This window comes from uncultured Barnesiella sp. (genome assembly GCF_946496565.1).
Classification (GTDB): domain Bacteria; phylum Bacteroidota; class Bacteroidia; order Bacteroidales; family Barnesiellaceae; genus Barnesiella; species Barnesiella merdigallinarum.
In genome coordinates this window covers 143,804-169,487 of record NZ_CAMMHD010000002.1, presented here as the reverse complement: position 1 = coordinate 169,487, position 25,684 = coordinate 143,804, and the positions used below count along the sequence as shown (strand labels likewise).

Annotated in this window: 21 protein-coding genes; 13 read left to right on the top strand and 8 right to left on the bottom strand. The window is 53.2% G+C overall.

Annotated elements, in window-relative coordinates:
* Positions 1-80: 80 nt before the first annotated feature.
* The 3 genes from glmM to Q1K76_RS01740 are packed head-to-tail and all read right to left on the bottom strand — an operon-like array spanning position 81 to position 3,118.
* Positions 81-1,472, bottom strand: coding sequence for a phosphoglucosamine mutase (gene glmM / locus Q1K76_RS01750; protein ID WP_258327410.1), 1,392 nt, complete (start codon positions 1,470-1,472; stop codon positions 81-83).
* A 9-nt stretch (positions 1,473-1,481) separates the two neighbouring features.
* Positions 1,482-2,066 (bottom strand): DUF4827 family protein, encoded by a 585-nt coding sequence (locus Q1K76_RS01745; protein WP_087407406.1) that lies wholly within the window; start codon positions 2,064-2,066, stop codon positions 1,482-1,484.
* A gap of 14 nt (positions 2,067-2,080) precedes the next feature.
* Positions 2,081-3,118 (bottom strand): bifunctional oligoribonuclease/PAP phosphatase NrnA, encoded by a 1,038-nt coding sequence (locus tag Q1K76_RS01740; protein WP_300130576.1) that lies wholly within the window; start codon positions 3,116-3,118, stop codon positions 2,081-2,083.
* Between the two features lie 263 nt (positions 3,119-3,381).
* Here Q1K76_RS01740 and Q1K76_RS01735 point away from each other — a divergent pair, with 263 nt between their 5' ends.
* From Q1K76_RS01735 to Q1K76_RS01715, 5 genes are all read left to right on the top strand, one after another.
* Positions 3,382-5,337, top strand: a complete 1,956-nt coding sequence (locus tag Q1K76_RS01735) for a cytochrome c biogenesis protein CcdA (protein ID WP_300130574.1) — start codon at positions 3,382-3,384, stop codon at positions 5,335-5,337.
* A gap of 9 nt (positions 5,338-5,346) precedes the next feature.
* Positions 5,347-6,135, top strand: a complete 789-nt coding sequence (gene mazG, locus Q1K76_RS01730; RefSeq protein ID WP_258327412.1) for a nucleoside triphosphate pyrophosphohydrolase — start codon at positions 5,347-5,349, stop codon at positions 6,133-6,135.
* Positions 6,136-6,203: 68 nt separating this feature from the next.
* Positions 6,204-7,826: a hypothetical protein gene (locus tag Q1K76_RS01725; protein ID WP_300130572.1), complete on the top strand. Its 1,623-nt coding sequence runs from the start codon at positions 6,204-6,206 to the stop codon at positions 7,824-7,826.
* Positions 7,827-7,911: 85 nt separating this feature from the next.
* Positions 7,912-10,002 carry a DNA topoisomerase 3 gene (locus Q1K76_RS01720; protein WP_300130569.1) on the top strand — a complete coding sequence of 697 codons (2,091 nt, stop codon included), beginning with the start codon at positions 7,912-7,914 and terminating at the stop codon, positions 10,000-10,002.
* Complete coding sequence (locus tag Q1K76_RS01715) at positions 9,995-10,525, top strand: NUDIX domain-containing protein (protein WP_300130568.1); 531 nt, start codon at positions 9,995-9,997, stop codon at positions 10,523-10,525. The genes Q1K76_RS01720 and Q1K76_RS01715 overlap by 8 nt, the downstream gene beginning before the upstream one ends.
* A gap of 8 nt (positions 10,526-10,533) precedes the next feature.
* Here Q1K76_RS01715 and ybaK read toward each other — a convergent pair whose 3' ends face one another.
* The 3 genes from ybaK to tilS all read right to left on the bottom strand — a co-directional run bounded on the left by ybaK (position 10,534) and on the right by tilS (position 14,822).
* Positions 10,534-11,010 carry a Cys-tRNA(Pro) deacylase gene (ybaK, locus tag Q1K76_RS01710; protein WP_087407399.1) on the bottom strand — a complete coding sequence of 159 codons (477 nt, stop codon included), beginning with the start codon at positions 11,008-11,010 and terminating at the stop codon, positions 10,534-10,536.
* Positions 11,011-11,171: 161 nt separating this feature from the next.
* Positions 11,172-13,271 (bottom strand): transcription termination factor Rho, encoded by a 2,100-nt coding sequence (rho, locus tag Q1K76_RS01705; protein ID WP_300130566.1) that lies wholly within the window; start codon positions 13,269-13,271, stop codon positions 11,172-11,174.
* A 201-nt stretch (positions 13,272-13,472) separates the two neighbouring features.
* Complete coding sequence (gene tilS / locus Q1K76_RS01700; protein WP_300130563.1) at positions 13,473-14,822, bottom strand: tRNA lysidine(34) synthetase TilS; 1,350 nt, start codon at positions 14,820-14,822, stop codon at positions 13,473-13,475.
* Between the two features lie 163 nt (positions 14,823-14,985).
* On the opposite strand from tilS, the gene pheS reads away from it, so the two are divergent.
* Together pheS and nth are read left to right on the top strand one after the other, a co-directional pair.
* On the top strand, positions 14,986-16,005 hold the full coding sequence (gene pheS, locus Q1K76_RS01695) for a phenylalanine--tRNA ligase subunit alpha (protein ID WP_300130561.1): 1,020 nt from the start codon (positions 14,986-14,988) through the stop codon (positions 16,003-16,005).
* Between the two features lie 21 nt (positions 16,006-16,026).
* Positions 16,027-16,680, top strand: coding sequence for an endonuclease III (gene nth, locus Q1K76_RS01690; protein WP_300130558.1), 654 nt, complete (start codon positions 16,027-16,029; stop codon positions 16,678-16,680).
* Between the two features lie 84 nt (positions 16,681-16,764).
* On the opposite strand, the gene Q1K76_RS01685 is transcribed toward nth, so the two are convergent.
* Together Q1K76_RS01685 and Q1K76_RS01680 are read right to left on the bottom strand one after the other, a co-directional pair.
* Complete coding sequence (locus Q1K76_RS01685; protein WP_258327420.1) at positions 16,765-17,745, bottom strand: type I phosphomannose isomerase catalytic subunit; 981 nt, start codon at positions 17,743-17,745, stop codon at positions 16,765-16,767.
* Between the two features lie 7 nt (positions 17,746-17,752).
* Positions 17,753-19,222 (bottom strand): family 10 glycosylhydrolase, encoded by a 1,470-nt coding sequence (locus Q1K76_RS01680; protein WP_300130556.1) that lies wholly within the window; start codon positions 19,220-19,222, stop codon positions 17,753-17,755.
* Between the two features lie 148 nt (positions 19,223-19,370).
* On the opposite strand from Q1K76_RS01680, the gene Q1K76_RS01675 reads away from it, so the two are divergent.
* From Q1K76_RS01675 to Q1K76_RS01650, 6 genes are all read left to right on the top strand, one after another.
* The gene (locus Q1K76_RS01675; RefSeq protein WP_258327422.1) at positions 19,371-20,006 is read left to right on the top strand and encodes a trimeric intracellular cation channel family protein; all 636 of its coding nucleotides are present in this window, start codon (positions 19,371-19,373) and stop codon (positions 20,004-20,006) included.
* A 10-nt stretch (positions 20,007-20,016) separates the two neighbouring features.
* Positions 20,017-20,424: a GtrA family protein gene (locus Q1K76_RS01670; RefSeq protein WP_087407390.1), complete on the top strand. Its 408-nt coding sequence runs from the start codon at positions 20,017-20,019 to the stop codon at positions 20,422-20,424.
* A 12-nt stretch (positions 20,425-20,436) separates the two neighbouring features.
* A complete protein-coding gene (locus Q1K76_RS01665; protein WP_300130552.1) occupies positions 20,437-21,390 on the top strand; it encodes a glycosyltransferase family 2 protein in 954 nt (317 codons plus the stop codon).
* A 27-nt stretch (positions 21,391-21,417) separates the two neighbouring features.
* Positions 21,418-23,127, top strand: coding sequence for a glycosyltransferase family 39 protein (locus Q1K76_RS01660; protein WP_300130550.1), 1,710 nt, complete (start codon positions 21,418-21,420; stop codon positions 23,125-23,127).
* Between the two features lie 73 nt (positions 23,128-23,200).
* Positions 23,201-23,881 (top strand): response regulator transcription factor, encoded by a 681-nt coding sequence (locus Q1K76_RS01655; RefSeq protein ID WP_300130547.1) that lies wholly within the window; start codon positions 23,201-23,203, stop codon positions 23,879-23,881.
* 9 nt (positions 23,882-23,890) lie between these two features.
* Positions 23,891-25,666 (top strand): ATP-binding protein, encoded by a 1,776-nt coding sequence (locus Q1K76_RS01650; protein WP_300130545.1) that lies wholly within the window; start codon positions 23,891-23,893, stop codon positions 25,664-25,666.
* Positions 25,667-25,684 lie beyond the last annotated feature (18 nt).

Sequence of the window (25,684 nt, the reverse complement as noted above, 5' to 3'; positions counted from 1 at the left end):
ACCATACCAATCGAGGGGCACCCCTGTTGCAGGAGTGCCCCTCGGCTATATCGGTGAGTTGCGGTCTCTCGACCCGCAGCTTATTTTTTGGTCATCTCGGCAATTACGGCCATCACGCCGGCAGCAGCCTCTTCGGCCAATTCGGGTGTGCGGGCCTCGGAATAAACCCGGATAATCGGCTCGGTATTCGACTTGCGCAGGTGTACCCAGCTGTCGGGAAAGTCTATCTTCACACCGTCGATGTCGGTGATGTCGTACTGGGCATACTTGCTCTTCACGGCAGCCAGCAGGGCGTCCACGTCGATGTCGGGGGTAAGCTGTATCTTCTGTTTAGCAATGCTGTAAGCCGGATAGGTAGCTTTCAACTGGCTGACGGTTTTGCCCGATTTGGCCAGGTGCGAAAGGAACAGGGCGATACCTACCAACGCATCGCGACCGTAGTGGCTGGCGGGATAGATGACTCCACCGTTGCCCTCGCCGCCGATAACGGCTCCGGTCTGTTTCATCAGGGTAACTACATTCACCTCGCCCACGGCCGAGGCGTTGTATTGCTGTCCGTACGAACGGGTCACGTCGCGGAGAGCTCTCGACGAGCTGAGGTTCGACACCGTATTGCCGGGCGTGTGTTTCAGTACATAGTCGGCCACGGCAACCAGCGTATACTCCTCGACAAACATGTCGCCATTCTCGCAAACGATAGCCAGACGGTCTACATCGGGGTCAACCACGAAACCGACATCGGCACGACCCTCTTTCATCACCCCGGCTATCTGGGTGAGGTTCTCGGGCAGCGGCTCGGGATTGTGGGGGAATTTGCCATCGGGCGTGCAGTTCAGTTCGATGATATTCTTCACGCCCAGAGCCTTCAGCAAAGCGGGGATAACGATACCGCCCACCGAGTTGACGCAGTCGATGGCCACGGTAAAGTTGGCCTTGCGGATAGCATCGACATCGACCAGATCGAGAGCCAGTACGCTCTCGATATGTTTCTGGGTGTAGGTATTGTTCACATACAGTTGGCCCAACTCGTCGACTTCGGCAAACTCGAAGTCCTCGGCCTCGGCGATGCGCAGCACCTCCTGTCCCTCGGCAGCATTCAGAAACTCGCCCTTCTCGTTAAGCAGCTTCAAGGCATTCCACTGCTTGGGGTTATGGCTGGCCGTCAGGATAATACCGCCGCAAGCCTTCTCCATGGTAACCGCAATTTCGGTGGTAGGCGTGGTGGCCAACCCGATGTTTACCACATCGAAGCCCATACCCATGAGGGTACCGATTACGGTGTGTTTTACCATTTCGCCGGAAATACGGGCATCGCGTCCTACTACAATCTTATTGGTCTTTACCGGTGAATTTTTACGAATAAAGGTAGCATAAGCTGCCGTAAACTTGACGATATCGAGCGGATTGAGCCCTTCGCCGGCTTTCCCTCCGATCGTACCGCGTATTCCTGAAATAGATTTAATAAGAGACATATAGCTTTATTATTTTGATTTATTGTATTGTACATAGTATAGATAAGGCATCACGGTCGAGGTCTCGGCAGTAAATCCGGCTTTGGCCCGGATGAGCAGATTGACCCGGCATTCATTCCCCAGGAAGTACATGGGGTACTGTATGCCCGTACCGTATTGAGTGGTCGACGACAGGGTAGTTTCGCCGAAGCGAATCGTAATGTAGTCGGAGGGGTTGGTATTCCCTACCGGCGAAGGATTGCTGCCGGCCACCAGCGCTTTCAGGTCGTAACGCAGGAAGCGCAGATTCACGTCGTTGCCCTTCTCGAAACGGTCGTTCATATCGCCCGGCTCGAGCACCTGCATGTAGACATTGCCGTCGGTATCGAGTTTGTAGTATGGTACCGCCAACGTGTCGTTGTTGGGGACATCCTGCAAGGAGATGAATACCGAGTCGGCCGGTATCTCGTTGATGACTATCTTGTCGGCCAGAAACGTTTTCACGGCCTTGTCTTCTTCTTTCAACAAGTCGGCATACGACTTGCCATCGTTACACGACGACAAAAGGGTTACGCCTGCGAACAAAACAATTAAAACTTGTGCTAACTTATTCATAATTTATCAATCGATTATTCTTTGTCTTTTGCCATATATTTGTCATAGAGGGGCAAGATGCTGCGCAGCAGAGCCTGAGCCTCTTCCATCGTTCCGTGAAATTCGCCGCCGGCCGCATTCAGGTGACCGCCGCCGTTGAAGTGTTCGGCTGCTACCTTGTTGACCGGGTAGAATCCCTTGGAGCGCATCGATACCTTGATATACTCCTTGTCTTCCCGCAGAAAGGTCGAGAAGCGGATACCCTCGATGCCCAGCGGCACATTGACCAGCCCCTCGCTGTCGCCCTTGTGGTAGTCGTATTTTTTCAACTCCTCACGAGTGAGCGAAATCAGAGCCGCCTTGTATTCGGGAAATATCTCCATCTTCTCACTCACGGCATAGCCGTTCAACCGTATCTTGTCGACCGTATTGGTATTGTAGACCAAGGCATAGATGCGGTCTTTGTTGATACCCAGTTTCACCAGTTCGGCAATGATGTAGTAAATTTCGGGAGTATTGGAGTTGTAGGTAAAGTTGCCGGTATCGGTCATCATGCCCGTATAGATGGCTTCGGCCGAGTAGAGGCTCATGCGGTCGAACATGCCCATGCGACAGATAAGGCGGAATATCAGCTCGCTGGTCGATGCCACCTCGGGATGCGAGATGATGATGTCGCAAAACTCCTCGGGATTGAGGTGATGGTCGATGAGCACCTTCTTGGCTTCGGAGAGCGATACCGACTTTTGCAGGCGGTCGATGCGGTTGAGCGCATTGAAGTCGAGACAGAAAATGAGCTCGGCCTCGGTTATCAGTTTTTCGGCAAACTCGGGATAGCGCGTATAGACGACAATCTCTTTCGAACCCTTCAGAAAAAGCAGGTTCCTCGGCAACAGATCGGGAACGACCACGTTCACCTCCTTGCCCAGCCCATCGAGAAAATGATACAACCCCAACGAAGCTCCTATGGCATCGCCATCGGGAGAAACGTGGCAAGTAATGACGATCTTTTCTTTCTTCTCTATCAGTTTGCGTACTTGCTGTATTTTTTCTTCCGCAATTATTTTGTTAATCATCTATCGTTTTTAACGGGTTCTTACTCTTTTTATTTTGCACAAAGATAGCGCAAACGCCGACAATACCCAATAAAAAACAGGCTATTCTGCCGGGTTCAGCTACATCTTTTCATTCAAGGCAAAGGTAAAAATTATTATCCACATATCGAATACTATTTTTGTTCATCTACATATTTTATCTATTATTACCCAAATCATATCGGTCAATCGGTTTTTCATTTGGCAGATAAAAGTTATCTTTGCCCCACTAAAACAGAGTTGTTATGAGAAAAAAATTGCTCCTATCGATTGTGAGCCTATTCCTCTGCATAGGCGTTCAGGCACAAATACTGGAACCGGTCAAATGGAAAGTCTCCCTGCAAGGCGAAGGCCAAGAGAAAGAAATCGTTTTTCACGCCTTTATCGAGGACGGATGGCATCTCTATGCCACCGACATTCCCCAGGGCGGACCTATCCCCACGTCGTTTTCGTTCGACGAACTGTCGCAGGTATCGCTGAAGGGTGAGGTGACACCGGCTCAACGTCCGCACGAAGAGTACAGCTCGCTGTTCGACATGAAACTGGGATGGTACAACTCCAAAATCGATTTCAAACAGGCCCTTACCATCGACGACCCCGACAACTTCAAGATTACCGGCTATATCACCTACCAGGCCTGTAACGACGTGACCTGTCTGCCACCGACCAAATATGAATTTTCGTTTGGCGAAAGCCAGGCCGAGGCCGCTCCGGCCCCGGTCATGACGCCGGTCGCCTTCAACACCAAATCATCGTCGAGCCGGACCGACCAGCCGGGCTGGCAACCGGTTATCGAGCAGATTCAATCCATGGACAGCGACGGCGTACATCACTCCGACTCCCTCTGGTTCATCTTCCTGTCGGGTTTCGTAGGCGGTCTGCTGGCGCTGCTCACGCCCTGCGTATGGCCCATGATTCCGCTCACGGTGAGCTTCTTCCTCAAGAAACAGCAAAGCCGTCGTAAAGCCATCGGCGAGGCCATTCTCTACGGGCTCTCCATCATTGTCATCTACGTGGGTGTAGGGTTGCTCATCACCTTGCTGTTCGGAGCCAGCGCCTTGAACGACCTGGCCACCAACGCCCTCTTCAATATACTCTTCTTTGCTCTGCTGGTACTCTTTGCCGTCTCCTTTTTCGGAGCCTTCGAGATTACTCTGCCGGCATCGTGGAGTAACAAGCTCGACCGCAAGGCCGACACCGCTACCGGCATTATCGCCATCTTCTTCATGGCCTTTACGCTGGTTCTGGTCTCCTTCTCCTGCACGGGTCCCATCATCGGCACCCTGTTGGTCGAAGCTGCTTCGTGGGGTGGCAAGCTGGCCCCGGCTGTGGGAATGGGTGGTTTTGCCATCGCCCTGGCCATACCGTTTGCCCTCTTCGCCATGTTCCCCTCACTGATGAAACAGATGCCCAAATCGGGCGGCTGGTTGAATATGGTCAAAGTGGTGCTGGGTTTTCTGGAACTGGCCCTGTCGCTCAAATTCCTCTCGGTGGCCGACCTGGCCTATGGCTGGCACATCCTCGACCGTGAGACCTTCCTGGTACTCTGGATTGTCATCTTCGCCCTGCTGGGATTCTATCTGCTGGGCAAAATCAGTTTCTCGCACGACTCACCGGTAAAATATGTGTCGGTACCCCGGTTGTTCCTGGCTATCGTATCGCTGTCGTTCTCCATCTACATGATTCCCGGCCTGTGGGGTGCTCCGCTGAAAGCCATCAGCGCATTCGCTCCTCCCTTGTATACTCAGGACTTCAACCTCTACGATCAGGAGGTGCACGCCGCCTTCAACGATTACAACGAGGGTTTGGCTTATGCCCGCAAAGAGAAGAAACCGATTCTGATCGACTTCTCGGGCTATGGTTGCGTCAACTGCCGCAAGATGGAGGCTTCGGTCTGGACCGACCCGAAAGTAAAAGAGATTCTCGAAAAGCAGTATGTACTCATCACCCTCATGGTCGACGATAAGGAGAAACTGAGCAAACCTATCACCGTGACCGAAAACGGCAAGCAGGTGAAGCTGACCACCGTGGGCGAGAAATGGAGCTTCCTGCAACGCTACAAGTTCGGGGCCAATGCCCAACCCTACTACGTGATTATCGACGACAAGGGCGAACCGTTGGCTGCTCCTTACGGATATGACGAAAGCGTGCCTCGCTTCGTCAAATTCCTGCAAAGCGGATTGAAAGCATTCAATAAATAAAAAACGATTATGTCACACACCAGAGAAGAAAAGACAGAAGCATTCGGTCGCCTTATCGACATACTCGACATTTTACGCGAGAAATGCCCCTGGGACCACAAGCAGACCAACGAGAGTCTGCGACCCAACACCATAGAAGAGACCTACGAGTTGTGCGATGCCCTCATTCGTCACGACAACGAGGCTACCAAAAAAGAGCTGGGCGACGTGTTGCTGCACATTGCATTCTATGCCAAGATTGGCGAAGAGAACGGCACATTCGACATTGCCGACGTGTGCAATGCTCTTTGCGACAAACTCATCTACCGCCACCCGCATGTGTTCGGGACTACCCACGTCGAAGGTTCGAACGAGGTGGAGCAGAACTGGGAACAGTTGAAGCTGAAAGAGAAAGGCGGCAACAAAACGGTGCTCGAAGGGGTACCTTCGGCTCTGCCGGCCCTGATCAAGGCCTACCGCATACAAGACAAGGCCCGCAACGTGGGGTTCGACTGGGAAGAGCGGTCGCAGGTCTGGGACAAGGTCCACGAGGAGTTCGATGAGTTGAAAGAGGAAATCGACCACATGAATCCCGAGAATATGGAGAGTGAGTTCGGCGACCTCTTCTTCAGCCTGATTAACGCGGCCCGGCTCTACGGCATCAACCCCGAGAATGCCCTGGAGCACACCAACCAGAAATTTATCCGCCGGTTCAACTACCTCGAGCACGAAACACTGCAAAAGGGACGAAACCTCAAGGATATGACACTTGCCGAGATGGATGCCATCTGGGACGAAGCCAAACAAAAAGGGCTCTAATCGGCCCCACGGGTGAACCTATAAAGGCTCTCGTTTGTTTACTCGATACACACTTGTACGAATAAACGATGAGAGCTTTTTTATTACTCCTCCTCTCGCTGGGCTCGGCCTGGCTCCAGGCCGCCGAACATACCTGGATAGCCCCGGCGTGGACAGCCCGCAATACGCCGGTAGTTACCGTCGACAGTATCTTGCTGCGCGACACGTTGAGCCGACTCTACATCACCCTGAAACAACCCCCTCACACCACGCTTACCCTGCACGACGACTGGGAGATACATGACAGTCTGGGCAACTTCACGGCCCGGATAAAAGATGTGGACGGGGTCGACTTCAACCGCATATTCCAGTTCGACGACGACAGTACCGTCGCTGTCGAGATGGATTTTCCACCCCTGCCGGCTTCGTGTAGCGAATTCGACCTGATAGGCAACAAACCATCGGGCGAGATACGAGTCATCGGCCTCTCACTCAATCGGCAGCAATCGCCCGTCGCCCTGTCGCCGCAACCGGCCACACGCCCCAGCCCACCACTGCCGGTCATCACCTTCGAACCCGACACCGCCTGGCTGCAAGGTCGCTTCATCGGGTACCACCGGCGGCTGAATCTGCCCGACGGAAAGATTGTACTGACCGACCTGCTCACCCGGCAGCAAACTACCATCGAGGTTCCTGTTGCCGACGATGGCACTTTCGCCGTCCAGCTGCCCCTCTGCCATCCTGTGCAGCAAAAGTTGATTTTGGGCGACCGATACATCCCCTTCTATATCGAGCCAGACGACACGCTTTCTCTGCAAATCCCGCTTGATGAGCTGTTGGCCCCTTATCGAAATATCCGTGAAATAGAACAGAACTGTACCCACTTGATTTATCAGGGACGAAATGCACAAGCCAACTACGAGTTGCGGCAGATACGCCTGCAAGAGGCCGAGACAGACAGCAATTGGATGCAGGCACTACGTACGCTATCGCCCTCGCTCTACTACCGGTCTGAAGAGAATAAACTTAAAGTAAAACTTAAACGATTGAATCGTGATTGGCAGGCACAAAAACTCTCGAGTAAGGCCTACCTCCTCTCCATTCTCAACAATTACTATCTATTTATTTCGCATTTGATTGTATATAATACAATTAAAAACTTAAATACAGATAGCGAATACTCAAAATACAGAAAAATAGACATCCCATTCGCTACTATTTATCCCCTGAAAGAACCTCTCTCGGTGGTTTCGGAATACTATCTTCCTTTCATCACCCTGTTGGAGAACCAAGCCAACAGTACCACGCCCCCCGACTGGACGAGCGTCGAATTTATCGAAGCCCTCAAGACCCGGAACGTCGACCTCTTGCCCGAGGAAAAAGAGGCGTTACGGCTTGCTTTAGATGGAAATACCGCTATCACCCCACAGACCCAAGCAGTAATTCAGCAACTGAACAACAGGTGTGAAAAGGAACAAATATCGATGCGGGAAGAGAAACTGAGGCAATGGAGCGAAGAGAGTTATCGGAACCGTTTCGGCTCGCCGGACGACTTCACCCGGCAACTGCTCGATGCTCGCCGAGTCGTCAGGCTCTGGCAATCGCTGCATCGGGCATTGACCATCCGGGAACAGTCGGAGTTTACGATTACAATCATCGACCCGCCGTTGAGGTTTGCCGTCAAACGCATCACCTCTCGACCCGACCGATAAAGGGAGGCGTGGAAAAGTCGAGGCCGAATGAAAATAAAAACGTACCTTTGCACTCGTAAAACTTCAAAAAGAAACGAGACCCATTATGAAAGTGTGCGTTGCCGAAAAGCCCAGTGTTGCCAAAGAGATTGCCGATATTGTAGGCGCCAAAAGCCGACACGACGGCTACTTCGAAGGCAATGGCTACCAGGTGACCTGGACCTACGGACACCTCTGCACCTTGAAAGAACCCCACGAATATACCGACCAGTGGAAGCAGTGGACCCTGCGGTCGCTCCCCATGATACCGGCCCGTTTCGGCATCAAGCTGATACCCGACCGGGGCATCGAAAAACAGTTCGGCATCATCGAGTCGCTCATGTCGAAAGCCGATGCCGTGATAAACTGCGGCGATGCCGGCCAGGAGGGAGAGCTCATTCAACGGTGGGTCATGCAGAAAGCGGCCTGCAAATGCCCCGTATACCGGCTCTGGATTTCGTCGTTGACCGAAGAGTCTATCCGGGAGGGATTCCAGAATCTCAAACCGCAGGCCGAGTTCGACTCGCTCTACTATGCCGGCTTGTCACGGGCCATCGGCGACTGGCTGCTGGGCATGAATGCCACCCGGCTTTATACCCTCAAATACGGGCAGAACCGGCAGGTACTCTCCATCGGTCGGGTACAGACCCCTACGCTGGCCCTGATTGTCAACCGGCAACTCGAGATAGAGCATTTCGTTCCCCAGCCTTACTGGGAGTTGAAAACCGTCTACCGCGACACCACCTTCTCGGTAACCAAGGGGCGGTTCCAAAGCGAGGAGGAGGGAAAAGATTTCCTGCAGAAAATCGAGGGCTTCCCCTTTACCGTGACCGATGTCACCACCAAACAGGGGAAAGAGGCCCCACCGAGACTCTTCGACCTGACCAGCCTGCAGGTCGAGTGCAACAAGAAATTCTCCTATTCGGCTGAAAATACGCTGAAGATTATCCAGTCGCTCTACGAGAAGAAGGTAACCACCTATCCGCGTGTCGACACCACCTTCCTGAGCGACGACATCTACCCCAAAGTACCGGGCATACTGGCAGCCCTGGTCGACTACCAACCGTTGACAGCTCCTTTCCAGACCGGGAAGATCCCCAAGAGCAAGAAGGTGTTCGACAACTCCAAGGTGACCGACCACCACGCCATCATTCCCACCAACGTAAAGGCCGTGAACCTCACCACCGAAGAGCGTAAGGTCTACGATCTGGTGGCCCGCCGTTTTATTGCGGCATTCTACCCCGATTGCCTCATTGCCAATACCACCGTGCTGGGCGAAGTCAATCAGATTGAATTTAAGGCGACCGGCAAACAGATTCTTTCACCGGGTTGGCGCATCGTATTCGGGAAAGAGGAGGAGAACAGCGACGAGAACGAAAGCACCCTGCCCGCCTTCACCAAGGGCGAGACAGGGCCGCACACCCCTTTGCTGGCCGAGAAGTGGACACAACCGCCCAAGCTCTACACCGAGGCTACGCTGTTGCGGGCCATGGAGACTGCCGGAAAGCTGGTCGAGGACGAGGAGCTGCGCGATGCCCTCAAGGAGAACGGCATCGGACGCCCTTCGACCCGAGCCGCCATCATCGAGACACTGTTCAAACGTCACTATATCCGCAAGGAGCGGAAGAACCTCATTGCCACACAAACGGGGATAGAGCTTATCGGGACTATCCGCGACGAGCTGCTCAAGTCGGCCGAACTGACAGGTATCTGGGAAAACAAGCTGCGGAAAATCGAACGCAACGAATACCGGGCTGCCGACTTTCTGGAGGAGCTGAAAAAGATGGTCGGCGAAATCGTGCTGCATGTGCTCAGCGACAATTCGGGACGCATCACGGCAGCCACACCTCCGGCCGAAGAACCGAAGAAAGAGCCCAGAAAAAAAGCGGCCGCACCGGCCAAACCCCGCAAGAAGAAAGCGACAAAAGGCGACGAGACACAAGCCCCGGCCCCGACCGACAAGCAGCCCCTGACATGTCCGCTATGCCACAAGGGCGAAGTGATACAGGGCAAGGCGGCTTACGGTTGCAGCCGATGGCGCGAGGGTTGCGGCTTCAGACTGCCTTTCGGTGAGAACGGCCAACCGCTCGACGAAGCTATCTTGCGGCAACGGATTCAAGATTACAAAGCTACCCCCAATACAGAGAATCATGAGTAACGAAGAGTGGTTTCCCCTGATCGACGAGCAGGGAAAAGTCATCGGGAAGGCAACCCGACGGGAGTGTCACAACGGTTCCAAGCTGCTGCACCCGGTGGTGCATCTGCACATACTCAATCCCGACGGCGAGCTGTACCTGCAAAAGCGCTCGATGAGCAAGGACATACAACCCGGCAAATGGGATACGGCCGTGGGCGGACACGTAGACTATGGCGAATCGATCGAGGAGGCGTTGACCCGCGAGGTGCGCGAAGAGCTGGGCATCACCCGCTTCACACCCCACCCGCTCATTACCTATATCTTCGAATCGGCTCGTGAGCGCGAGATGGTGAATGCCTTCTGCACCTGCTACGACGGCCCCATCACCATCGACCCCGTCGAGATAGACGACGGTCGCTACTGGCCGCTCGACGAGATACGCCGCACCCTCGGTCAAGGTATCTTCACCCCCAACTTCGAGCAGGAGTTCCGGCGCATCGAACCGCAACTACTCCAGTTTCTCGGCGAAATCCAGAAGCGATAGTTCGGCGCTTAGTCAATCATATCGCCCACCTGAGCCGAAACAAAGCCAATCAGGTCGGCAGGAGCGATTTTGATTTGCAGGCCTCGCTGCCCGGCACTGATGTAGATATAGTCGTGCGAGAGGCAGCTCTCCTGGATATAGACGGGGAAATTCTTCTTCATGCCGATAGGTGAACAGCCACCCCGAATATAGCCCGTGGTAGGCAACAACTCTTTCATGGCGATCATCTCGGCACTCTTGTTGCCCGACATCTTGGCCGCCTTTTTCAAATCGACCTCCTTGTCGCCCGGAATCACACAGACGAATATGCCATGTTTGTCTCCCCGCAATACCAGCGTCTTGAATACCTGGGCAATATCCTCGCCCAACTGCTCGGCTACATGCGTAGCCGCCAGATTATTCTCGTCAACCTCATACGGTACCAGTTCGTAAGCAATCTTTCCCCGGTCGAGCAGCCGGGCCGCATTGGTCTTGTTTATCTTCATAAGTCATTTCCTCCTAACGGGTGGCAAAGGTAACTATTTTATTCCTCGGGTTGAACCGCGCAAACCTTTAATAAAAATAAACCCTGGGAGTTTTTTTTCGACTCCCGGGGTCTTGTATCGGTTTTCTGAGGAGCATCTCCTCCCCTCTTTCAAATTCAGATTTAGTCGTTCATCGACAGCAGCAGCTCTTCGTTCGACGAGGTGCGCTCCATGCGGTCGCGCATGAACTCCATGGCCTCGATCGAATTCATATCGGAGAGGTAACGACGCAGAATCCACATGCGGTTGAGGGTATCTTTAGGCAACAGCAGGTCGTCGCGACGCGTACTCGATGCCGTAATATCGACAGCCGGGAAGATGCGTTTGTTCGAGAGTTTCCGGTCGAGTTGCAACTCCATGTTGCCGGTACCTTTGAACTCCTCGAAAATCACCTCGTCCATCTTCGAGCCCGTCTCGGTCAGCGCCGTGGCAATGATGGTGAGGCTACCGCCGTTCTCGATGTTACGGGCGGCACCGAAGAAGCGTTTGGGTTTGTGCAGGGCGTTGGCATCGACACCACCCGAGAGCACCTTGCCCGACGCCGGCGATACGGTGTTGTAGGCGCGAGCCAGGCGGGTGATGGAGTCGAGCAGTATCACTACGTCGTGACCGCACTCGACCATGCGTTTGGCCTTCTCCAGTACAATGCTGGCCACCTTCACGTGACGCTCGGCCGGCTCGTCGAAGGTCGACGAAATAACCTCGGCCTTTACGCTGCGGGCCATGTCGGTCACCTCCTCGGGACGTTCGTCAATCAGGAGGATAATCATGTACACCTCGGGGTGATTCTCCGAGATGGCATTGGCTATATCTTTCAGCAATACGGTTTTACCGGTTTTCGGGGGAGCCACAATCAAACCGCGCTGTCCTTTGCCGATGGGCGAGAACATATCGACTACACGGGTCGACAGGTTGCAATATTTGCCGCTGGTCAAGTCGAATTTCTCGTCGGGGAAGAGCGGCGTCAAGTGGTCGAACGGAACCCGGTCACGCACATATTCGGGGGTGCGGCCGTTGATTTTCTCGACCTTTACCAGCGGGAAATATTTTTCTCCCTCTTTGGGCGGCCGGATGGGACCCTCGACCACGTCGCCCGTCTTCAGACCGAAGAGCTTGATTTGCGACTGCGAAACATACACGTCGTCGGGCGACGTGAGGTAGTTGTAGTCCGACGAGCGCAGGAACCCATAGCCATCGGGCATCATCTCGAGTACACCTACACCGGTGAGGATACCGTCGAAATCGTAGGCCTTCTCTACCGGTTTCGGCTCGGGAACCGGTTGCTGAGACTGGTTCTGTCCGTTGTTATTTTGATTGTTGGCGTTGTTTCGGTTTTGCGGTACAAAGGTACGCTGTCCGCGGGGAACGAAGCGTTGTTTTTCGCTATGCGGGAAGAAGGTTTGCAAGGTCGAGGGCTGCAACGGAGGTAATTGTTGTTGCTGGTGAGGTTGTGCCGATTGTTGAACCGGTTGCGGTTGGAATTGCTGCGGCTGGGCAGGCTGTTGCGGTTGAGTCTCGGCGGGTTTGCTTTCGGCTGTGGTCTGCGGAGCCGGCTGTTGTGTCAAAGGAAGCGCAGGCTGCTGAGGCTGAGATTCGTTGGCCGATTCCAATACGGGGATAGCCTTTTTCTGAATCCGCTTGCGTTGCTTGGGCTGTCCGCCCATCGGCTGATTGGGTTGAGCCTGCAGCTCGGTTGATTCCGCATCCGGTTTCTGTTCCGAGGAAGTAGCGGTACTCTCCTTCAAATTCTCGAACAACTCGGCAACCGGTTCTTTCAAGGCCGGGTGCGAAGCCAGGCCCGTCTCTTCGATAATGGCCGATATCTCTTTCACCTCTGGCATCTCTGCCGGTTCGGCTACCTTATCATCCGCATTGTTTCCTTTGGTGTCGTTTTTCTTCTTCCGACCCCTCTTTTTCGGTTCATTTGCATCGTCCGAGTCGGCCGGAGCGGCAGCTTTCGGCTCTGCATTGGATTTATTTTCTGCCTCCTTCGAGTTTTCGGAGGCCGATTTCTCTTTGTTCTTTTTAGGTTTAGGCCCTCTTTTCTTAGGAGCAGACGGACTGGCTGCAGCTTTGCTGGCCATATCGATAGCCTGCTGGTCCAAGATTTTATAGACAAGATCTTCCTTCTCGGTGCTGTCGATCTTCTCGATGCCCATCTCGGTGGCTATCGCTTTTAACTGGTCAAGAGTTTTAGCGCTTAATTCTAAAATATTATACATGTAGATATAAATATGATTTACACTTTGTATATTTATCAAGGCTCCTGTATGCCTGATACATACCGGCCGAAAAAACAAATATAACTATTGGATTTGGTTGAAATACGCTGCGTACAGAATTTCACTACGCAATTCAGTGAACAAATATACGGCTGATTTACCAAACAAAACAAAGATTGTAAAATTAAGTTTGGATTTTAACTATTTTTTATAATTAAATTCGATAACTCTTCTTGTTTCAGAGGTTACCCGATAGCCATCGGCTGCACGCTCGCCCAGAATCCATAGAATCGTATCGCCCGAGCACAGCAGCAACGCATGGGATTTGTCGACCAACGAATACTTTCGATCGCGGAAGTAGTCGCTCAACTTGCGACTCCCCTTCATTCCGAAAGGCCGAAAGCGATCGCCTATGCGCCACCGGCGAATAGTCAGCGGAAACTCGAGTTTATCCAAATCGAAACAAGCATGTGTCTTGTCGCGCGGCAATTCATATCCCTCTTCCTCGACACATCTGTACGACAAACAACCGTCGAGCAGCACCTCGCCCTCGCAAGGCGATGCAATCGTTGCCACAACATCCGACTGCGATTCGTCGACCTCCTGCCGTACCCATATCAATGTATCTCTATCCTTGACTACGCGGTGACCGGGAGCCAGAAATACACGACCAGACTCTCCGTTGCAAGCGGCCAGTATCTCGTCGATCTGGTCGGGTACAAAGCCACAGGGCGAAAGCAGTTCAAAGAGGAAAGCCCGCGGCGACGGAAGCGACATCAGCCGCTCGATAGAGATACGGGTCTCGCCCGCCTCACTCGTCAACACCTCGCTCCGTTGGCGCTCGATGGCATCGCGATAGACCCGTTCCACCTCGCGCAAATTCTGCATGGTGGTGTAGATGGAACGGTCGGCCGACGGGTTGATGGTGCGCAGCAACGGCAGCACCTCGAGCCGGATTTTATTTCGAACAAAAACAGTTTCGAGGTTGGTGTGGTCGACCACATGCGACAAATGCTGATCCTCGAGATAAGCCTCTATCTCCTGCCTCGAGACCGGCAGGAAGGGACGCACCACAAAACCGTTGCGGGGACGCATCGAGGTAAGGCCGGCAATGCCCGTGCCCCGCACCAGATTCAACAACAGGGTCTCCACACTGTCGTCGCGGTGATGCGCCACGGCTATCGCCTGGGCTCCGTATTCCCTGCGCTTCGTTTCGAACCAGTCGTAGCGCAGTTGGCGACAAGCCATCTCGATAGAGAGGCTGTGTTCGCGGGCATAGTGCTGCGTATCGAACGATATTTCATCGAAAGGTACCCCGAATGCCCGAGCCGTCTCACAGGTAAAATTGCGGTCTCGCAGAGATTCGTCGCCTCGCAAATTGAAATTGCAATGACAGGCGATACACGAATAGCCCAACCGCGTAAGCACATGCAGCAGCGCCACCGAATCGGCACCGCCGCTTATCCCCACCACAACAGGGGCCGACTTGTCCAACAAGCGGTTATCGACAATAAACTTCTCGATCTGCTGCAAAAACGGAGGTACAGGCATGGGAACTCTTCTTGAAATATCGAGACAAAAGTAATAATAAAGAAAGATTTTCTTCCGTAGCCAATCTCTTTTTTACAGCTTGACAAAAATATTTCGGTCAAATCCACCCGGTGAGCCACCTTTTATTATTAAATTTGCATTTTGAATCTAAGAAGTTACAGGTATGATTGAAAAAATCCAACGTATCAGAGAAGAAATCGAAGCATTAAAGGTCTCCAAATCAGAAGATTTAGAGGCTATTCGTATAAAATACCTCAGTAAAAAAGGTGAAATTTCCCAACTTTTCAACGACTTCAGAAGCGTAGCCGCCGAGCAAAAGCGCGAGGTGGGCAAACAGTTGAACGAGTTGAAAGAGCGGGCTATCGAAAGACTCAACGAACTGAAAAGCGAATTCGAAGAGACGCACAGCGACGAGCAGAACATCGACCTCACCCGCACGGCCTACCCCATTCCAATGGGAACGAGACACCCGCTTTCGCTGGTGAAGAACGAAATTTGCGACATCTTCGCCCGGTTGGGTTTCTCGATTGCCGAAGGTCCCGAAATCGAGGACGACTGGCACGTGTTCTCGGCCCTGAACTTTGCCGAAGACCACCCCGCCCGCGACATGCAGGACACCTTCTTCATCCAACGCTCGCCCGACATCTTGCTGCGTACCCACACCTCGTCGGTACAGACTCGCACGATGGAGCACGGACAACCCCCTATCCGTATCATCTGCCCGGGGCGCGTGTATCGTAACGAGGCCATCTCGTATCGGGCTCACTGCTTCTTCCACCAGGTAGAGGCTCTATACATCGACAAGAACGTATCGTTTGCCGACCTGAAACAGGCCCTGCTCTACTTTGCCAAAGAGATGTTCGGCAGCGAGACTCAAATACGGTTGCGTCCCTCCTACTTCCCCTTCACCGAGCCTTCGGCCGAGATGGACATCTCGTGCAACATCTGCGGGGGTAAAGGGTGCGCCTTCTGCAAGCACACCGGCTGGGTAGAGATTCTGGGCTGCGGCATGGTCGACCCCAACGTACTTGACGCCTGCGGCATCGACAGCAAGGTATACAGCGGTTATGCCTTGGGTATGGGTATCGAGCGAATCACCAACCTCAAATACAAGGTAAAAGACCTGCGCATGTTCTCGGAGAACGACGTACGGTTCCTCGAAGAGTTCAAGTCGGCTCACTAAACACGGACTGCCGGTAACGCCATGACAACCAAGGAACGATACGCAGGGGTAATCCGGTGGTTCCAGAAGAACCGCCCGGTAGCCGAGACCGAGTTGCACTACCACGACCCGTTCCAGTTGCTCGTGGCCGTAATCCTTTCGGCCCAATGCACCGACAAGCGGGTGAACATGGTCACCCCGGCTCTCTTCGAGGCTTACCCCACTCCGCAGGCCATGGCCCAGGCTACCCCCGACGAGGTGTTCACCTATATCAAGAGTGTGTCGTACCCCAACAACAAGTCGAAGCATCTGGTGGGTATGGCCCGCACACTCATCGAGGAGTTCGACGGCGTAGTCCCCTCGGAGGTCGACGAGCTGCAAAAGCTGCCCGGCGTAGGTCGCAAGACAGCCAACGTCGTAGCTTCGGTGGTTTTCCACAAAGAGGCCATGGCCGTCGACACCCACGTCTTCCGCGTTTCGAACCGCATCGGGCTCACCAACAACTCCAAGACTCCGCTCGAGACCGAGAAGACACTGGTCAAAAACATTCCGGGCCACCTGCTGCCCATTGCCCACCACTGGCTCATCCTGCACGGCCGCTACGTCTGCATGGCCCGCAAGCCCAACTGTCTGGAGTGCGGCATACGCGAGTATTGTAAGTTCTACACCCGCGCCGGCAAGAAGAAAGAGGAGTAAGGATAATAATCAAAAACTTATATGATACAACGAAAAAGCCGAGGCACAAACCTCGGCTTTTCTGTTATACTCAAGTTCCACAGCTTATTTCTGAGCCGGGATATAGCATTCGAGCAGTTTGGCGGGCGACTCGGCCTCGATGGTCACACTCTCGAGCGAGGCGGGAACCAACGAGGTTTGACCCTGATGCAGCGTGATGGTATAACCGTTGTTGTCGGTCAGGCGCACTTTGCCGCCCATGCACATATAGATGACGAACGAATCGTGTGCGGCTACGGGACGTTTCACGCTCTTGTCCACCTCGATGAGATTGGTCTCGAAGAAGGGGCACTCGACCAGCGTAACGGCGTCGTTGTTGCGGGCCTCATACTGAGTACGCAGGTTGTCGTACATCTTGAAATCGACAGCGGCAATCGACTGCTCTACGTGCAGCTCGCGCGGGTTGCCCTGAGCATCGCGACGGTCATAGTCGTAGATGCGGTAGGTAATGTCGGAGCTCTGTTGAATCTCGGCAATCAGGATACCCTTGCAGATGGCGTGGATACGGCCGGCCGGCAAGAAGAAGACATCGCCGCTCTTTACCTTATGGAACTGCAGCACGTCGGTGATGGTGTTGTTTTTGATACGCTCTACATACTCCTCGGGAGTAATCTGCTGCGAAAAGCCCGAATAGAGACCGGCTCCCGGTTTGGCATCGATAACATACCACATCTCGGTTTTACCGAACGAATTGTGACGGGCCATGGCCACCTCGTCGTTGGGGTGTACCTGAATCGAAAGGTTGTCGTGGGCATCGATAAACTTGATGAGCAACGGGAATTTCTCGCCATAGCGCTCGGCCACATGTTTGCCCAGCAGAGCGGCACCGTCGCGTTTAATCAGTTCGGTCAGGTTCTTGCCCTTGTCGGCACCTTCGCTTACAACCGACACGCGGTCGCCTACCTGGGAAATCTCCCAACTCTCACCCACCCCAGGATGAATCTCGGGCAGCTGTTTGAATCGGCTAATCTCTTCTCCTCCCCAAATGATCGGACGGAGGATGTCTTCAAATTTCAAAGGATACATAGCTTCTTTATTTTTTATGTGAATACAGTTTTATCTCATACTTTCCCGGCTCGACCGTCGGGCTGTGCCACACGGCCGGGATACTCTCGTTGCCATAGCGGTCACGAGCCACTACGGCATAGCAACGATACGAGCCCGGCAATATCCACTCGCTCGCCGTGCGGGGTAACACAACGGCTATCTGCTCGCCCGCCTCGACCTGCAACGAATCGTCGGTGGCATAGACCACATAAGTGAATGCCGCATCGACCGGCTGCCACGACAACCGCGTACTCCCCACCACCATCTCGCCCCGAAGGCCTTCAGGTGCTGCAACCGTCTGCGCGGGAGCCCCTACCGGGCGAGGGGTCAAAGCCGGATAGCGGTAGAACCACGCCGTGAGCCACTGCTCCAACGCGGTGTGCCTGTGCAGATTGCCGTAACGGAAATAGGCTTGCCCTACCCCCACCTGCCGGGTCGTTTCAATCTGACGTTTTATCTCGTCGAGACTCCAGTTTCCATTCTCCCGGTCGAGCCGGTAGACGCCGATACCACTGGCCACGCTTCCGGCCGGACAGCTCTCGGCCCAATCGTGCAGAAACGGGAAATAGTTCTCTTCCTTGAAATACATCATCGGGGCGATAAAATCGTGCTTCCCCTCCTGCAACCACCGTTTAGGGTCTTGATGCACCGCCTCCCGACAGCTCCACCAGGCCGGGAATCCCGGTAACGAGGCGTAACGGCCCAGCGGCGAACTGCTCACCTTGACCCACGGCTTCAACTGCTTCACCTTGTCGTAGATGACCGAAACGGTAGCCGTGATATTGTCCTCGCGCCAGTTCATCAGCGAGGAGGCCCCCCGCCCCCATTTCCGATACGAATCGGCATCGGGAAACCGACGGGCATCGTCGGGGTAGCGCACATAGTCGAGGTGAATGCCATCGACATCGTATTTCGTCACAATCTCGTCGACCACCCCGACCAGATAGTCTCGCACCTCGGGATTCCCCGGGTCGAGATACCATTCGCCCGCAAGCTGCTTGCACCACGACCGGTGACGGGCTACAACCGACCGGCAGCCCTGCCGCTTCACCTGCCGGTTGGAACCGACCGGAAAGGTGACCAACCACGCGTGGCACTCCATGGCCCGCTTGTGACACTCGTCGACAATCAGAGCCAACGGGTCGTAGCCGGGATTGCGACCGCCGCTCAACACGGCAGCCCACGGCTCGTACTGCGAGGGATAAAAAACCTCGCCACGGATACGTGCCTGGAAAAAGACAGTATTGATACCCAATGCCTGCAGACGGTCGAGTATCTCGACAAGCTCCTGTTGCTGCCGACGGGCATTGACCGGCGTGTGTATCGGGCGTGACGGCCAGTCCAGCCCCCAGTTTGTCGTGAGCCACACGGCTCGCATCTCGTATTTGGGAGACGAAGCCAGAAGTGTGAGACCAGCAAAGCAAACGGAGAAGAACAGTAGCAGCCGCTTTTTCATTCCAAACGATTTATGGAGACAAAGGTACACTTTTATTCTTATAAAAATTCTTCACAATACTTATTTCATGCGACAAAAACATAGAGCCGACAAAAAGCATTGAATCTCACAAAAAATAGTAACTTTGCATTCTTATAGGGAAAATGTTATGAATACGACCTTTGCCACCATACTGGAGATTGTAGGAACACTGGCCTTTGCCATCAGCGGCATCAGACTGGCCGCTGCCAAGCGTTTCGACTGGTTCGGCGCCTATGCCGTAGGATTGGTTACCGCCATCGGCGGCGGTACCACCCGCGATGTACTGCTCAATGCCACCCCCTTCTGGATGATCAACGGCAGCTACCTCACTGTCACCGCCATAGCCCTCATATTCGTGATTATTTTCAAACAGTATCTGGTGAAACTCGAGAATACTTTCTTTATTTTCGACACCATCGGGTTGGCTCTGTTTGTGGTAGTGGGCGTAGAGAAGAGCCTCATGTTCGGCTTCCCCTTCTGGGTCGCCATCGTCATGGGTACGATTACCGGCTCGGTGGGCAGCATCATACGCGACATACTCATCAACGAAGAGCCGCTCCTGTTCCGCAAGGATATTTATGCCCTGGCCTGTGTGGCGGGTGGCATTATGTTCTATCTGGGGCAGAAGATGGGTTTCAACAGTATTACCAATCAGTCGATTTGCGGTATTTCGGTCGTAGCGGTCAGACTGCTGGCGGTGAAATTCCACTGGTCTCTGCCCGCCTTGAAAGACGAAAACGACAACCCGACTAAAAAAGAATAACCTTGCTCCCATGTTGGATTCTCTGAAGAAATACGATAAAAATACCCTGTGGCAGCTCATCCGGTTCGGCATCGTCGGGGTCATCAACACGCTCATTACCCTGATTGTCATCTATGTATTGCAAGAGTTGCTGCACATCAAATATACGATTGCCAATCTGGCTGGCTATATAGCCGGCGTCATCAACAGTTTCTTTTGGAGCAAACTGTGGGTATTTAAGAAATTAAATAGTAACTTTATGCGCGAAGCCGTGCTGTTTCTCGTCAGCTTCGGGATCTGTTACGGCATACAGTTCGTAGCGCTGCTTGTTCTGGTAGAGGTGTTGCACCTGGCCGACACCTGGGCCCAACTGGTGAGCATGGTGGTATACACGCTGTGCAACTTTACTCTGAACAAGTGTATTACGTTTAAAAAATAAGAGAGATAGGCCATGAAAGTATCTGTCATCATTCCCTGCTATAACGAAGAGGAGGTACTCCCTTTGTCGCACAGGCGCTTCTCCCAGGTCATGGGCAGTATACCCTACGACTATGAGCTTATTTTCATCAACGACGGCAGCAAGGACCGCACCGAGGAGCTGTTGATGGGCTTTGCCCAGAACGACCCGCACACCAAGGTGCTGTCGTTCTCGCGCAACTTTGGCCACCAGAATGCCGTGAGTGCCGGTCTGCACAACTGCACGGGCGATGTGGCCGTCATTATCGACGTCGACCTGCAAGACCCGCCCGAGGTAATACCCCAAATGATCGAGACCCACCTGCGGGAGGGCAGCAACGTAGTCTATGCCGTGCGCAACAAGCGCGAAGGCGAAACCTTCATGAAAAAGTTTACGGCCAAGCTCTACTACCGCATGCTCAATTCGCTGTCGGACTATACCTTTCCCGTCGATACCGGCGACTTCAGGCTCGTCGACCGCAAGGTGCTCGAGGCCTTCAAGCAATTCCCCGAAAAGCACAAGTACCTGCGGGGGCTCTTCAGTTGGATGGGATTCAAACAGACCCCCTTCTATTACGACCGCAACGAACGGGCGGCCGGAAAGACCAAATACTCGGTGCGTAAGATGTTTGCCCTCGCCTCGGCCGGTATCTTCGGCTTCTCCAAGAAACCCCTCAAACTGGCCATTTCGCTGGGTACGCTGTCGATTTTCATCGCTCTGGCCTATGCTATCTGGGTATTCGTCATGTACCTGTCGGGCAAAGAGTCGATTGTGCCCGGGTGGTCTTCGACCATCATCACCATCGTATTCCTGGGTGGCGTACAACTGTTCACGATAGGCATTCTGGGCGAATACATAGGCAATATCTTCGACGAGACCAAGAACCGCCCCGAATACATCATCGACAAAAAAATCAATTTCGACTCCTCCAACTCACAAACGCTTTAAGACTGCTCGATTATGAACATGCCTAAGATGAGTTCACGATTCTCATTGTTCTTGTTATTGCTGATTATCAGCTCACTCACCATCGTGCCCTACCTGGGGTTGACCAACTTCCACACCAAGGGCGAACCCCGCGAAGCCATCGTGGCCGTGAGCATGCTGCAAAACGACAACTGGATATTGCCCGTCAACAACGGGAGCGACATAGCCTACAAGCCCCCCTTTTTCCACTGGTGCATTGCCGCACTCTCCCTGCCCACAGGCGAGGTGACCGAGTTTACCTCGCGGCTGCCGTCGGCTCTGGCCTTAATCGTCATGTCGGCCATGTGCTTCCTCTTCTTTGCCAAGCGCAGTCGCAACGACCTGGCCTTTCTGGCCTCGCTGCTACTGCTCTCGGGCTTCGAAGTACACCGGGCGGCCATGGCCTCGCGGGTAGACATGGTGCTCACCTGCTTTATCGTGCTGGCCCTGCTGCAACTCTACCGGTGGTGGGAACACCACTTGCGGGGTATCCCCGTTTGGGCCGTTCTCTTTATGAGCATCGCCACCCTCACCAAAGGCCCGGTGGGCATCATTCTGCCGTGCGCCGTCATCGGGGTATTCCTGTTGCTCCAAAAGGTATCGCTCTGGCGTACCATCTATAAAGTCCTGCCGCTGGCTCTGCTGGCCTGCATTCTGCCCCTGCTGTGGTACTTTGCCGCCTATCAGCAGGGAGGCGACACCTTCTTGCAACTGGTATTGGAAGAGAACTTCGGCCGATTCCTGGGCAAGATGTCGTACGAGTCGCACGAACAGCCCGTCATCTACTACTTCTACATCACCCTGGCCGGCTGGCTGCCGTGGTCGTTGCTGGTCATCATGTCGCTGTTTGTGCTGAAATACAAACGACCGCACGGTATGGTGAAAACATACTGGGAACGGTTCAAAGCGTACATCGCCCACATGGACCGCATGCGACTCTTCAGCCTCCTGGCTATCGTCATCATCTTTGTATTCTACTGCATACCCAAGAGCAAACGGTCGGTATACATCCTGCCCATCTACCCCTTCATCGCCTACTTCCTGGCCGAGTACATGCTCTATCTGCTCAAACAGAAGCCCAAGGTGTGGCGGGTATTTTCGATATTCATCGCTTCGGTAGGAACCTTGCTGCTGATTATTCTGCTCCTTGTCAAGAGCGGAGTCGGCGACCACTATCGGGCAATATTGCCCGACGACCTTGGTTACTACATGACCGCCCTGGCCGAGTCGTGGAACATCGTGTCGATTATCTCGGGCATATTCATCGTCTTCCTCATTTACGACATCTACAAGAGTAAGCGCTACCTGACCTACAACAACCGGTATGTCTACTCGGTCGTGGCGCTCTTCTTCGGTATACAACTCATGCTCGACGCCTCTACGCTGCCGGTCATACTCAATGCCAAGTCGATGAAACCCTTTGCCGATAAAGTCGTAGCCGAAGTACCCGAGGGGAAGATATACTCTTACGTATCGGTACCCATGCTTCACTTCTTCATCATCAACTTCTACACGCAAGACCGGGTAGTCGAGTTTGAAAAAGAGAACCCCGAAGCAGGCTACCTGCTCGTGGGCGAACGCGATTTCCAGTACATACAGGAGAAATATGGCCGGCAATACGACTTCTCTCCCGTCATGCGAAGCGACCGCAAAGGCAACGATGTGAAGGATTTTGTCCTGCTGCTCGATTTCCAGAAGCGCGATTCGGATGCAGATTGAAAATAGGGCTCGATTGTCACACCGTTGAAATATCTATTTCTCAATTTTGCAGCATCAAAAAAAACCGAGAACTATGACCAATTACAAGATTTTAGTTGTAGACGACGAAGAGGATTTGTGCGAAATTCTGAAATTCAACCTCGAAGTAGAAGGGTATGAAGTCGACACGGCCAACTCGGCCGAAGAGGCTCTGCAAATGAACCTGAGCGATTACAACCTGCTGCTGCTCGATGTGATGATGGACGAAATGAACGGCTTCAAAATGGCCTCGCTGCTGCGTAAGAACGAAAAGCTCAAACACATTCCCATCATCTTCCTCACAGCCAAGGATACCGAAGACGACAAACTGATGGGCTTCAATATCGGAGCCGACGACTACATATCCAAACCCTTCTCCATCCGTGAGGTCATTGCCCGTGTCAAGGCCGTGCTTCGCCGCAGCTCCGAAAAGGAGACCCCCGAAATCCTGCAATTCGAAAATCTATATATCGACCCGACCAAAAAGCGGGCCTTCATCGACCAGAACGAGTTGCCGCTCACCAAAAAAGAGTTTGAGATCCTTTCGCTCCTGCTCTCCCACCCGGGTCAGGTCTTTTCGCGTGAAGAGATTCTTTCGAAAATCTGGACCGACGAGGTATATGTGCTCGACCGCACAATCGACGTAAACATCACCCGCCTGCGGAAAAAAATCGGAGAGTACGGGAAACACATCGTCACCCGGCTTGGATACGGATATTGTTTCGAAACTGCCTGATTTTGACCTATGACTATCGAAAAGCGTACTCAGTTTATGACCTTCGACCGAAAACTGTTCTTTTCCATCGGGTCGCTGTTTGTCGTCTTTATTGCCATCATCCTGCTCTTCGAATACCAGCTCGAAAAGGAGAACCGGCAACAGTCGTTGAATGCCCTTTTGCAAGACTATAACGGACTCTTGTATGCCCAAATCAAAAACCAGGACATCGACCACATCTCTATCGACTCGATTATCCGCAACATGACCAGCCGCGACTTGAGGGTAACCGTCATCTCGGCCCAAAACGGCGATGTGATACTCGAGAGCCAGTCGGGAAAAGAGAGCGACACGGTTGCCGACAATCACCTGACCCGGCCCGAAATACAACAGGCCCTGAAGGGAAAAGAGGGCTACGCCATTCGATACTCGCAGACGCATAAGAAAAACTACTTCTATTCGGCCCGACGGTACGGCGACTGGGTGGTACGCTCGTCGATTCCCTTCGAGCGGGAGAGCCTCTCCATACTCAATCCCAACAAAGAGTTTATCTACTTCATGGTGGGCATATCGATTTTCGCAATCCTGTTGCTATACTATTTCTGCCGTAGCCTGGGCAAATCGATTGCCGCCCTTAGCCAACTGGCCCAACAAGCCGAACAAGAGAAGCCCATACACATCACCATCAAATCGGGCGTCGACGACATCGGCAATATTACCCAGAGTCTTACCCATATCTACGACAACCTGTTGCGTACCAAAGAGAAATTGTCGATCGAACAGGAAAAGCTGTTCAAACACCTGCAATTCTCCAAAGAGGGCCTGGCCTTCTTCTCCAAAGACAAACGGATAATCATGGCCAACAACCTCTTTATCCAGTATCTCAGCCTCATTACCGACAATACGGTGTCTCCGGCCGACTATCTGTTCAAAGAGGAAAATCTGAAAAAAATCAACGATTTCATATCGCAGAAACTCTACGAGCCCAATGTGCGCGAAGAGTTCATCTCCGAGTCGATGACCCTCGACAAAGGGAGCCGCACCTTCCTTGTCGAGTGCATCATCTTCCAGGACCACACCTTCGAAATCGCCATCAACGACATCACCCAACAGGAGCAGGAGAGCCGGTTGAAACGGCAATTGACCCAGAATATCGCCCACGAGCTGAAGACCCCGGTGAGCAGCATCAGGGGATATATGGAGACCATCCTCTCTACCCAGATGGACGAAGCGCGCAAAAAGATGTTCATGGAGCGTTGCTATGCCCAATCGAAACGGCTCACCGACCTGTTGCGCGACATCTCTATGCTCAACCGCCTCGACGAGTCGAAAGACCTCTACGACACCGACAACACCGACTTGCAGAAGATTATCACCGAGGTCATCAACGAATCGCAAGCCGCACTTACCGAGCGTAATATGACCGTAGAGATGCGAAACCTCCACGACAAGATGACGTTGAACGGCAACTACTCGCTGCTCTACTCGATATTCCGAAATCTCACCGACAACGCCATCGCGTACGCCGGACAAGGTACCCGAATCACCATCGACTGCTATCTCGAAGACGACAAGTATTACTACTTCTCCTTCTCCGACAACGGCGTGGGGGTACCCGAAGAGCATCTGAACCGCCTCTTCGAGCGTTTCTATCGGGTAGACAAAGGACGCTCCCGCAAACTCGGCGGCACCGGTCTGGGACTGGCCATCGTCAAAAACGCTGTTCTCTTCCACAAAGGTGAAATATGGGTTAAAAACGAACCCTCGGGTGGTCTGAATATCCTTTTTTCTCTGAGAAAAAACTAAGTTGCCTGCATAAATTAG

Excerpts from the sequence above, each read along its gene's own strand:
- Q1K76_RS01720 (WP_300130569.1), top strand. The coding sequence starts at position 7,912 with ATGAAAGTGTGCGTTGCCGAAAAGCCCAGTGTTGCCAAAGAGATTGCC.
- Q1K76_RS01715 (WP_300130568.1), top strand. The coding sequence starts at position 9,995 with ATGAGTAACGAAGAGTGGTTTCCCCTGATCGACGAGCAGGGAAAAGTC.
- Q1K76_RS01665 (WP_300130552.1), top strand. The coding sequence starts at position 20,437 with ATGAAAGTATCTGTCATCATTCCCTGCTATAACGAAGAGGAGGTACTC.
- Q1K76_RS01650 (WP_300130545.1), top strand. The coding sequence starts at position 23,891 with ATGACTATCGAAAAGCGTACTCAGTTTATGACCTTCGACCGAAAACTG.
- ybaK (WP_087407399.1), bottom strand. The coding sequence starts at position 11,010 with ATGAAGATAAACAAGACCAATGCGGCCCGGCTGCTCGACCGGGGAAAG.
- Q1K76_RS01725 (WP_300130572.1), top strand. The coding sequence starts at position 6,204 with ATGAGAGCTTTTTTATTACTCCTCCTCTCGCTGGGCTCGGCCTGGCTC.
- rho (WP_300130566.1), bottom strand. The coding sequence starts at position 13,271 with ATGTATAATATTTTAGAATTAAGCGCTAAAACTCTTGACCAGTTAAAA.
- Q1K76_RS01680 (WP_300130556.1), bottom strand. The coding sequence starts at position 19,222 with ATGAAAAAGCGGCTGCTACTGTTCTTCTCCGTTTGCTTTGCTGGTCTC.
- Q1K76_RS01745 (WP_087407406.1), bottom strand. The coding sequence starts at position 2,066 with ATGAATAAGTTAGCACAAGTTTTAATTGTTTTGTTCGCAGGCGTAACC.
- Q1K76_RS01670 (WP_087407390.1), top strand. The coding sequence starts at position 20,017 with ATGTTGGATTCTCTGAAGAAATACGATAAAAATACCCTGTGGCAGCTC.
- Q1K76_RS01660 (WP_300130550.1), top strand. The coding sequence starts at position 21,418 with ATGAGTTCACGATTCTCATTGTTCTTGTTATTGCTGATTATCAGCTCA.
- mazG (WP_258327412.1), top strand. The coding sequence starts at position 5,347 with ATGTCACACACCAGAGAAGAAAAGACAGAAGCATTCGGTCGCCTTATC.
- Q1K76_RS01740 (WP_300130576.1), bottom strand. The coding sequence starts at position 3,118 with ATGATTAACAAAATAATTGCGGAAGAAAAAATACAGCAAGTACGCAAA.
- Q1K76_RS01655 (WP_300130547.1), top strand. The coding sequence starts at position 23,201 with ATGACCAATTACAAGATTTTAGTTGTAGACGACGAAGAGGATTTGTGC.
- tilS (WP_300130563.1), bottom strand. The coding sequence starts at position 14,822 with ATGCCTGTACCTCCGTTTTTGCAGCAGATCGAGAAGTTTATTGTCGAT.
- Q1K76_RS01735 (WP_300130574.1), top strand. The coding sequence starts at position 3,382 with ATGAGAAAAAAATTGCTCCTATCGATTGTGAGCCTATTCCTCTGCATA.
- Q1K76_RS01675 (WP_258327422.1), top strand. The coding sequence starts at position 19,371 with ATGAATACGACCTTTGCCACCATACTGGAGATTGTAGGAACACTGGCC.
- pheS (WP_300130561.1), top strand. The coding sequence starts at position 14,986 with ATGATTGAAAAAATCCAACGTATCAGAGAAGAAATCGAAGCATTAAAG.
- nth (WP_300130558.1), top strand. The coding sequence starts at position 16,027 with ATGACAACCAAGGAACGATACGCAGGGGTAATCCGGTGGTTCCAGAAG.
- glmM (WP_258327410.1), bottom strand. The coding sequence starts at position 1,472 with ATGTCTCTTATTAAATCTATTTCAGGAATACGCGGTACGATCGGAGGG.
- Q1K76_RS01685 (WP_258327420.1), bottom strand. The coding sequence starts at position 17,745 with ATGTATCCTTTGAAATTTGAAGACATCCTCCGTCCGATCATTTGGGGA.